Below are 10085 nucleotides of genomic sequence, written 5' to 3' on the forward strand. Positions count from 1 at the left end.
GGGCGCGCTCGGCGGCTGCCCGGGACTCGCGCTCGCGCCGGGCGGCCAGGCGCAGGGAGTCGGAGCGGCCCCGCCCAGAGCGCTCGCGCTCCTCGGCGGTGCGCAGGGCGAGGCGGGCATCGGTCTCGGCGGCGCGGGCGGCGGTGGCCGCCTCGGCCGCTTCATCGCGGCGCGCCCGGGCCGCCTCAATGGCCGCCTCGGCGTCCACCGGCGCCCCTGCCGCGGTGCCCTCCTCACCGTCGGGGGCGCCCGAGCCGCGGCCCTGCTCGATCTCGGCCAGGGCGGTGGATGCGGCGGCCAACTCGGCGGTGCGCTGAGCGGCCTCCTCCTCGGCTCGCTCCAGGACGCGCCTGGCGCGCCCGGCCTCCTCGGTGGCCGCGTGGGCGGCGGAGGCGAGGCGGGCCAGGGCCTCGGCCTCGCGGGCGGCCTCGGCGTCAGCGCGGCGCAGTTGCTCCAGGGCGGCGGTGAGGCCGTGCCTGCAGGCCTCCTCGGCCTGGCGGGCCCCCGCCAGGGCCGTCTCCGCCGCCTCTTGAGCCTCACGGGCGGCCTCGGCCCGACTGGCGGCCTCGTCATGGGCGGCGGCGAGCTCGAGGACGCTGGCCGAGCCGCGCCCGCCCCCGGCGGCCCATCCGGGGGCCAGGATGTCGCCGTCGCGGGTGACGACCCTTGCCCGCGGGTCGGCGGCGCGCGCCGCGACGCCGGTCTCCAGATCGGGCACGGCCCACGCCCCGGCGAGGAGACGGTCGAGCGCGGCCCGCAGGCCGGAGCGCTGCGCGATGCCCGCCTGGATGGCGACCAGGTCACTGGCGGGGGTGGCTCCCTCCACCGGGCCTACGGGCCGAGACCGGTCGAAATCACGATCGAGACCGGTCCTGCCCCCCTCCACCGGGGGCTCAGGCGCATCCGCGGCCCCGTCGATGCCAGTCTCCTCCTGGGCGATGATGAGCCGGATCGCTCCGGCCTCGGACCCGCGGGCGTGTTCCAGGGCGCCGATGGCCGCGGCCTCGTCAGTGGCCAGGGCGGCTGCGGCCAGGTCCCCGAGAAGCGCGGCGATGGCGTTCTCCCAGCCCTTGTCGATGCTCAGGTGCTCGGGCAGCGCCCCGAGCAGTCCCTCCAGTCCGGCCTCGGCGAGCTCGGCGGTGGCGTCCTCCGCCCGCAGGGAAAGCGCCAGGGCGTCGCGGCGGGCGGCCCAGGTGGCCTGCTCGGAGGCCGCCTGGGAGCGGGCCTCGGTCGCGGCGGCAAGCGCGTCGCGCGCGGAGGCGAGGGCCGCCGTCGCCGCCTCGTGACGGGCGGTGGCCTCCATCTGCTCGGCGCTGGCGCTCCCCGGCGCGCCTTCATCCGGGGCGGGGCCCTCGCCGGCCCCGGGGGTGGCCTCCTCCACAGCGGCCTGGGCGGCGGCCCGCCGCTCCTCCGCGGCGGCCAGGGCGCTGCGGGCCTGCTCTCGGGCGGCGGTGGCGGCCTCGTGGCGGGAGCGGGCGGAGGCCAGGCGGCCACCCGCGCGCGCCACCCTCTCCCGATGCTCGGCCTGTCGGCGCTGAAGGGCGGCAAGCGCGCTCTCGGCGGCGCTCTGCGCAGCCTCGGCCTCCGCCCGCTCCTGGGTGGCGGCGGCCAGGGCGCTGCGGGTCGACTCGATCCGCTCAGCGAGCTCAGCCTCCTCGGCGGCGGCGGCCTCAGCGCGCCGGTCCAGCTCCTCAGGGTCCGTGCCGAAGGACGGCTTGGGCGCGTTGGCCAGTCCCCTGACCCGCTCGGCGGCGATGTCGGCGAGCGAGGAGAGCCGCTGGGCGGCGCCGGTGAGGCTCTCCCACACCTGGGTGGCGGCGGCGAGCCTGCGACCCGCGCCTGCCTCGACCTCGGCGAGCCCGGACAGGCGATCACGGGCGGCCTTCTCAGCCTCCTCGGCGGCGGCGCGGCGCGCGGTGACGGCGGCGGTGTCCTCCTGGCCGGCCTCAAGGAGCTGCTGGGCGGCGACGACATCGTCGGCGAGCAGCCGAGCGGTGGCGTCACGGACCTCGATCTGGATGGTGCGGGCGCGGCGGGCGACGGCGGCCTGCTTGGCCAGGGGCCCGAGCTGGCGGTGGAGCTCGTTGGCCAGGTCGGCGACGCGCGCGAGGTCGGCCGCCATGGAGTCGAGCTTGCGCAGGGCGCGCTCCTTGCGGCGCCGGTGCTTGAGGACGCCGGCGGCCTCCTCGATGAAGCCGCGGCGATCCTCCGGGGTGGCGGACAGGACGGCGTCGAGCTGCCCCTGGCCGACGATGACGTGCATCTGGCGTCCCAGGCCGGTGTCGCTCAGGAGCTCCTGGACGTCGAGAAGGCGGCACTGGGCGCCGTTGATCTGGTACTCCGAGCCGCCTCCGCGGAAGAGGGTGCGGGTGATGGTGACCTCGGAGTAATCGATGGGCAGGGCGCCGTCGGCGTTGTCGATGGTCAGGGAGACCTCTGCGCGCCCGAGCGCGGGCCGCGACCCGGCGCCGGCGAAGATGACGTCGGCCATGGTGCCGCCGCGCAGGTTCTTGGCGCCCTGCTCCCCCATGACCCAGGTCAGGGCGTCGACGACGTTGGACTTGCCCGAGCCGTTGGGGCCGACGACGGCGGTGATGCCGGGCTCCAAGCGCAGCGTGGTTGACGAGGCGAAGGACTTGAAGCCCTTGATCGTCAACGTCTTGAGGTGCACGGCCCCACGATACCGCCCGCCGCCGACCGCCGTCCGAGCAGGCCGGTGCCCCGCCCCGCCACCGGCGCCGCCGCGCCGTCACGCCCCCAAGCCGGCCCCGCGCAGGAGCTGGAGGGTCTTGGCGCGCCAGATCTGGGAGGCCACGGAGCCCCCATTGAGGTCGAAGACATGATCCGCGTAGGGCACGATGATCGTCTCGTGGCGGGCGCCGGCCGCCTCCAGGACGGCGTCGAGGTCCCTCGTCCCGCTCACGGGTACCACGTGGTCCCCCTCGCCGTGGACGATGAGCACCGGCGGGGCGGCGGCCCCCGCGGCCGCGGCCTTGCGGGCGGGGTCGATGGACGCGTAGCGCTCCGGGTACTGCGCGGGGCTGCCTCCCACGTACAGGCGGGCCCGGCTCGCCACGGGCCCGGACAGGATCGGGTCGGGGTTGTCGTGGAAGACCGCGGGGTCGGTGATCGGATAGGTCGTCGCCACCGCGCGGATCGTGGGCACGTTCCCCTGGCAGGCCGGCAGAGTCTCGCCATCGGCGTCCGTCGGGGCGTCGGGCCCACTCGGGTCGAGGCCCCCCAGGGCCTGCCGGTAGGCCGTCTCCAGGGCGAGGTGCCCGCCGGAGGAGTCCCCGACGACGGCGAGCCTGCCCGGGTCCCCGCCGTGCTCCCCGGCATGGGCGCCCACCCAGGCCAGTGAGCACACGAGCCGGGATTGGGCGAGTTCCCATGTGGGCGTGTCCCTCAGGGAGAGCGGGTACTCCAGGGCGATCGCCACATAACCCTGGTCGGCGAGCCAGTCCGCCTGGATGCGCGTCATGGGGTTATCGCGATCCCCCGTGCGCCACCCGCCGCCGTGCAGGAGGACGACGATCGGGGCCTTCTCCCCGCCTTCCCCCGGGGCCTTGCCCCGCGGGTACCAGATCCCGGCGCGAAGGGTCTGGCGGCTGGCGGCGTCGGTCAGGACGACGGGGGCGGCATCGGGGCCGCGCCCCCACTGCCCGATGCCGGTGAGGCCGAGGACCGATAGATCGACTCCCTGCGCGTGGGCGAAGCGGATCTGCGCGGCCCCCATCCACCCCGTGATGGCCAGCGCTAGGCAGACCAGCCCGGCCGTCGCCACGCGGATCCGCGCCCCCGGCTCGCGGCGCCGCCGGAGGGCCCGGTAGCCGGCCACGACGGCGAGCAGCGCCATCACGGCCGCGGCGTCGAGTCCCCAGGCGCCGAGCATGAGCGAGTAGGACAGCACGGGGATGGCGGTGATCGCGCCGATGGAGAGGAGGCAGATGGCGCAGGCGCCGATGAGGGCGAGGGCGTCGCGCCTCCGGCAGCGGCTCCGCCCCATGGCGCGACCGGTCCGCTCCCGACGGCGCGAGCGGACCCCGGGGCCCCGGCGGGGATGGGGGTCCTCGGGCATCGTCTCCTGAGCAATCGCCTTGATGGTCGGCACGGCGCCACAATACCGAGCCCCCGGCGCCCGGCCATCCGGTGGCGGCGGGCAACGCTCCCCTCCCCCAGGAGGAGCGGAGGCGCGGGCAAGTCGACCACCATGCGCATCACCATGGGCGTCCTCGAGGCTGATTCCGGCACCACCACCTGGGATGGAGTCGAGCTCGACGCCTCCTTCCGCCGCAGCATCGGCTACATGCCCGAGGAGCGCGGCCTCTACCCCAAGATGAGGGTGGGGGAGCAGCTCACCTATCTCGGCCGCCTCCACGGCCTGAGCAAGAGCGCCGCCCAGGCCTCCTCGGACGCCTGGACCGAGCGCCTGGGCGTCGCCGAGCGGCGCGACGACGACGTGCAGAAACTCTCACTGGGCAACCAGCAGCGCGTCCAGCTCGCCGCGGCGCTCGTCGGCGACCCCGCGCTGCTCATCCTCGATGAGCCCTTCTCCGGCCTGGACCCCGTGGCCGTCGAGGTCATGTCCGATGTCATCCGCGAGCGCGCCGCCGCTGGAGTCCCCACGCTCTTCTCCTCCCACCAGCTCGACGTCGTCGAGCGGCTCGTGGACCGGGTGATCATCATCCGCTCGGGCGGGCTCGTGGCCGACGGCACCGTCGAGGAGCTGCGGGCGACCGGAGGGCACCGCTGGCGCGCCGTCGTCGAGGCCGCCCGGTTGGACGAGGCCACCGCCCTTGCGGCCATGGCGGCCCTGCCGGAGCCCGCCGCGGCGCCCGGCAGGCTTCCCGGGACCCTGGAGCTGACCTGCGGCGGGCCGGATGAGCAGGCGCTGCTCGCCGTCGCCACCCGCCTCGGGGCGCTTCGTGAACTCGGCCAGGCGCGCCGAAGCCTGACCGAGGTGTTCCGCGAGGCCCTGGCCGCCCCCTCCCCCGCCGCCCAGTCCTCCGAGAAGAAGGAGGCGCGAGCATGAGCGCCTCGCCTACCGCCCCGCCGCGGTCAGTGGCAGCCCCCGCCGGGGCCGCCATGGGCTCTGCCCAGGAGATCCGGCTCGTCGCCGCGCGCGAGTTCAAGAACCAGATGTCGAAGAAGCCGTGGCTCATCTCGGTCATCGTCATGCTCGTGGTCGTGGTGGGGGGCATCATCGGATTCAGCCTCTTCACCGGTGGCGACCATCAGGCCTACCGCGTGGCGGTGGCCGGGGCGAGCCCCGCCGCCCTGCCCGGCCTGAGCCAGGTCACCGACTCCGAGGGCGCCGTGATCGCGGTCAGCCAGTTCGAGGGCGATCCCACAGGAGAGGCGGCGACGGCCGCCCTGGCCGCGGATGATGACGAGGTCGCGCATCTGGACATGATCCTTGATCTCACGGGCGCCACCCCCGTCCTGCGCGTCCACGAGAAGGCGAGCGAGCAGGTCAAGGCGGGCATCACCGCGGTCCTCCAGCAGGCGGCCCTGTCGGACCGGATCACGCAACTGGGCGGCGATCCCTCCGCGGTGGCGACGGCACTGGCCAGCGCGACCCCCGAGGTCGACGCCGTCTCCCCTCCGAAGTACGAGGACAAGGGCTTCGCCCAGCGCTACGCCTTCCTGCTGACCGCGGACATCCTCCTGCTGTCCGTCATCATGGGTGGTGGCCAAATACTCGCCATGGGCGTCGTGGAGGAGAAGGCGAGCCGGATCGTGGAGATCCTCCTGGCCTGCGTTCGCCCCACATCCCTGCTGGCGGGCAAGATCCTGGGGATCGGCGCGGCGACCATCGTGAGCTTCTCCCTGATCGGCATCGTCGGCGCGGCCGCGGCGAGGACCGTGGGGCTGCTCGACGATGTGGACATCCCCATCAACAGCACGATGGCGCTGATCATGACATGGATGGTCCTCGGCTTCGTGCTCATGGCCTCCTTGTACGGCGCCGCCGGGGCGCTGGTGAGCCGGCAGGAGGACGCCCCCAGCGTCACCACGCCCCTGCTCATGCTGGGGATGATCCCCTACATGGCCTCGATCTTCATGATGCAGGGCGACCCGGATTCCACGCTGTACCGCGTGCTGTCCTACTTCCCGCTGTTCTCCCCCTACATGATGCCGGCCAGGCAGATCCTGGGGGTCTCCTCCCCCGCTGAGCAGGCCATCACGATGGCGGCGACGCTCCTGGCCACCATCCTGCTGGTCAAACTCGGCTCGGTGGTCTACACCCGGGCGGTCACCCGCACCGGCAGCCGTGTCCCGCTCAGGGAGGTCCTGCGCCGCGCGGCCTGAAACTGGAGGCCCAGACGAGCCCAGACGAGCCCAGACGAGCCCTGACGAGCATGGCGGGGCGGGGGATGGACGCGCGGGTCGGCCGCGCGGATCAGTCCCTCGCTCCGTCACGCCCCCATGACGTCGAGGGCCGTCGGCCCACCGGCGAGGAGGGCGTTGAATCCCCGCTCGTCGAGGACGGGCAGGCCGAGGTCGCGGGCCTTGGCCTCCTTCGAGCCGGCATTGGCGCCGACGACGACGTAGCTGGTCTTCTTCGACACGCTTCCGGCGGCCTTGCCGCCGCGCGCCACGATGGCCTCCTTGGCGCTGTCGCGGGTGAAGCCCTCCAGGGCGCCGGTGACGACGACGGTCAGCCCCTCCAGGGTGCGGGCGGGGGCCTCGCCGTCAGCGGCGTCGTCGGCGGTGCGCACCCCGGCAGCGGCCCAGCGCTGAAGGATCTCGGCGTGCCAGTCCACGCCGATCCACTCGATCCAGGAGGCGGCGATGGTGGGGCCCACGCCCTCGACCTCTCCCAGCTCCTCCGGGCTCGCGGCGCGAAGCGCGTCCAGGGATCCGAAGCGGGCGGCGAGCGCGCGGGCGGCGGTGGGACCGACGTGGCGGATGGACAGGGCCACGAGCACCCGCCACAGGGGCTGGTCCTTGGCGGCGGTGAGCTGGGAGAGCATGGCGGTGGCGTTCTTGGCCGGCGTCGTCGGCCTCTTGACCTCGCCGTCCTTGGTGAGGGTGGGCTTGGTCCAGAAGTAGCGGACGAGGCGCCAGTCGCCGGTGGGGCGCCCGCGCGTGGTGACCGGGCGCCAGACCATGATGTCGCGCAGGTCCTCGGCGGTGAGGTCGAAGAGCTCCCCCTCCCCCGCGATGGCGGGATCCTGCTCGATGATGCCGTGCTCGGCGAGGAGAGCCTCGACGGCGTCGGCGCGCTGGGAGGGGTGGAGGGCGTCGAGCTGAGCGGCGGGCAGGCGCAGGCGGCCCCGCTCGGTGTGCAGGCGCGCCCCGGCGGCGAGCGCCGCGATGGCCTCGGGGCGCCCGGCGTCGGGCTGGGTGAGGGCGGCTGCGGCCTCATCCCCCAGGCCCTCGACGTCGAGGGCGCCGCGTGAGCCGATGTGGGCGATGCGCTCGGTGACCTGGGCGGGGCAGGAGCGGGTGTTGGGGCAGCGCAGGTCCACGTCCCCCTCCTTGGCGGGCGCCAGGGGGGTGGAGCAGGACGGGCAGGCCGACGGCATGACGAAGGGCCGCTCGGTGCCGTCGCGCTGGGCGACCACGGGCCCCAGGATCTCGGGGATGACGTCGCCGGCTTTGCGCAGCACCACCATGTCGCCGATGAGGACGCCCTTGCGGGCCACCTCGGCGGCGTTGTGGAGGGTGGCGCGGGCGACGGTGGAGCCGGCGACGAGCGCGGGCTCCATGATCCCGAAGGGGGTGACGCGCCCGGTGCGGCCGACCTGCACATCGATGTCCAGCAGGCGGGTGTGGACCTCCTCGGGCGGGTACTTGTAGGCGGTGGCCCAGCGGGGCACGCGGGAGGTGTGCCCGAGCTCGTCCTGGAGGGAGCGGTCGTCGAGCTTGAAGACGATGCCGTCGATCTCGTGGAGCAGGTCGTGTCGGTGCTCGGCGTAGCGGTCGATGTAGGCCTGCCGCTCGGCGGCGCCGCGCACGACGGCGTTGTAGGGGGATGTGGGCAGCCCCCAGCGCTCCAGGAGCTCGTACCACTCGTGCTGGTTGGGGGGCAGGTCGAGTCCGGGGGCGGGGGTGATGGCGCCGATGCCATGGGCGATGAAGGCCAGGGGCCGGGCCGCGGTGATCCGGGGGTCCTTCTGCCGCAGGGATCCGGCGGCGGCGTTGCGGGGATTGGCGAAGACCGGCAGGGCGCTGGGCCGGCGGGTGGCGCGCCCGGCTGCGTAGTCGGCCTCGGCCCTCTCGTTGGCGGCGCGGCTGGCGGCGTTGAAGGCCTCGAACTCCTCAACGGGGAAGTAGACCTCGCCGCGGATCTCCACGAGGGACGGCAGGCCCGCGCCGTTGGGGGCGCCCGGCTCGACTCCGGTAAGGCGCTCCGGGATGGAGTCGATGGTGCGGGCGTTGGCGGTGATGTCCTCGCCGGTGATGCCGTCGCCGCGGGTGGCGGCGCGGGTCAGGCGCCCATCGGTGTAGGTCAGGGCGATGGCCAGGCCGTCGATCTTGACCTCGGCGGTCATGGCGAGGTCGGCATCGGCCCGCCCGGTGGCGGCGCTCATGCGCGCGGCCCATTCCCCGACCTCCTCGGGGCTGAAGACGTCCTGCAGGGAGTACATGCGCTCGTGGTGAGTGGCGGGAGGAAAGCCCCGGGTGGCGCTGCCGCCGACGGCGCGCGTGGGGGACAGGGCGTTGTCGAGGGCCGGATGGGTGTCCTGGAGGGATTCGAGTTGGCGGTAGAGCTCGTCGTAGTCGGCGTCGGAGATGGCCGAGACGATGATCCCCGTGCCGGCGCCCGCGCTCTCGGGGGCGTTCTCGACCACGTCGTAGTAGTCGGCGCGGGCGGCCTCGATGGCGCGCACGAGCCCGGCCCAGCGCAGACGGTCGGCCTCGGGGACGCCGGCGAGCCCCGGGGAGGCCAGGAGGGCGTCGAGCCGCTCGTCGAGGGACGACGGCGCTGATGGCACGGCGGGCGCAGCGGGCGCGGTTCGCTCAGTCATGCCCCCATCCTCCCCCATGCCCGTCACCGCCCGGGGACGGCGGTCGCCCGGGAGCAGTGGCGCCGTCGTCTCGCGGTCCGCCGTGAACCACCGGGGGCGCCATGCAGCCCCAGCGGGTGCTCATCCACAGTGGCCGAGCGCGGGACCGGCCCCGGGGCGCACTCTCGTGCCATGTTCGCGCGCCCGCCTTCCCCTACCCTCGACACCCCCGCCTCCGCGGCCCGCCAGGCCCTGGGCCGCGCCTGGCACATGGCGGTGCTCTGCGGCCCCGACGCCGGTCTGGTCCTCCCGCTCCCCGCCTCGGGGACGATCGGGCGCTGCGGGGCGCTGAGCGATCCGGAGATCTCCCGTGAGCACCTGCGGGTGCGATGCAGGACCGACCGCGTCATGATCGGGGACGCGGGCTCGGCCAACGGGACCCGGGCGAGACGGCGTCTGCGGGGCTGGCGTCGGCTCCGCCGCCCGCGCGCCTTCCGCGAGGGCCAGCGCCTGAGGGTGGGGGGTAGCGTGCTGGAACTGCGGCGCCGCCCCACCTCGCTCCTCGTCCCGGCTCCCGGCAGCAGTCAGCCCTCAGGGAGGAGGCGGATCGGCTCCATCATCGCCGGCCTGCTCTGCCTGCTCGTCATGGGGACGATCGTGGCCGGCGCTCTGCGCATGGGAGGGCGCGGTGGCGTAGGGATGCTCATGCTGGCGCCGATGCTCCTCATGGGCATCATGAGGATCGGCTCATTGATCTCCGGCGGGGGCGCCCGGGGACGCGGGGCCGGTCGCGCGGGATGGCGGGGCCGGTCGCGTCGGCGGCCCGACCCCTCCGAGGTGCTCCTCGCCGTGGCGGCGCGGGCGCTGTCCGGAGCGGCCGAGGCCTCCCCCCTCAGCGCCCCGGGCGCGGGCGCCCCGGGCGAGGAGCCAGCGGCCTGGCTCGGGCGCCGTCGGCGCAGGACGGCCCTGGCCCTCCAGCCCGGGGACCGCCTGGCCCTCACCGGCGCGGGCGCCTCGCGGGCCCAGCGATGGTGGGCGGCTCAAGTGCTAGCTCGGATCGGAGCGCCAGCCGGCTTCGCCTCCGCGCCACTGGCAGGCGGGCGGGCCGGGCAGGCCCCGGGCGCGTCT

At 74.9% G+C, this 10085-nt stretch carries 6 protein-coding genes; 3 read left to right on the forward strand and 3 right to left on the reverse strand.

The features are described 5' to 3' along the window. Positions 1-2671 (reverse strand): chromosome segregation SMC family protein (locus GVV75_RS09880; RefSeq protein WP_159814573.1); only part of this gene is annotated, 2671 nt, incomplete at its 3' end. Positions 2672-2749: 78 nt separating this feature from the next. Continuing rightward, positions 2750-4111, reverse strand: a complete 1362-nt coding sequence (locus GVV75_RS09885) for an alpha/beta hydrolase (protein WP_236266131.1) — start codon at positions 4109-4111, stop codon at positions 2750-2752. Between GVV75_RS09885 and GVV75_RS09890 the strand changes: the two genes are divergently transcribed. Continuing rightward, complete coding sequence (locus tag GVV75_RS09890; protein WP_159814576.1) at positions 4061-5032, forward strand: ABC transporter ATP-binding protein; 972 nt, start codon at positions 4061-4063, stop codon at positions 5030-5032. The genes GVV75_RS09885 and GVV75_RS09890 overlap by 51 nt on opposite strands. Next, positions 5029-6312 carry an ABC transporter permease gene (locus GVV75_RS09895; protein ID WP_159814578.1) on the forward strand — a complete coding sequence of 428 codons (1284 nt, stop codon included), beginning with the start codon at positions 5029-5031 and terminating at the stop codon, positions 6310-6312. Before GVV75_RS09890 ends, GVV75_RS09895 begins: the two co-directional genes overlap by 4 nt. Before the next feature lie 107 nt (positions 6313-6419). On the opposite strand, the gene ligA is transcribed toward GVV75_RS09895, so the two are convergent. Next, entirely contained in the window at positions 6420-8978 is a 2559-nt protein-coding gene (gene ligA / locus GVV75_RS09900) for an NAD-dependent DNA ligase LigA (RefSeq protein WP_159814580.1), read from the reverse strand. A gap of 171 nt (positions 8979-9149) precedes the next feature. Here ligA and GVV75_RS09905 point away from each other — a divergent pair. Next, on the forward strand, positions 9150-10085 hold a 936-nt coding region (locus GVV75_RS09905; protein WP_159814582.1), incomplete at its 3' end, for an FHA domain-containing protein.

The organism is Actinomyces sp. zg328 (genome assembly GCF_009829635.1).
GTDB classification, from domain to species: Bacteria; Actinomycetota; Actinomycetes; order Actinomycetales; family Actinomycetaceae; genus Actinomyces; species Actinomyces marmotae.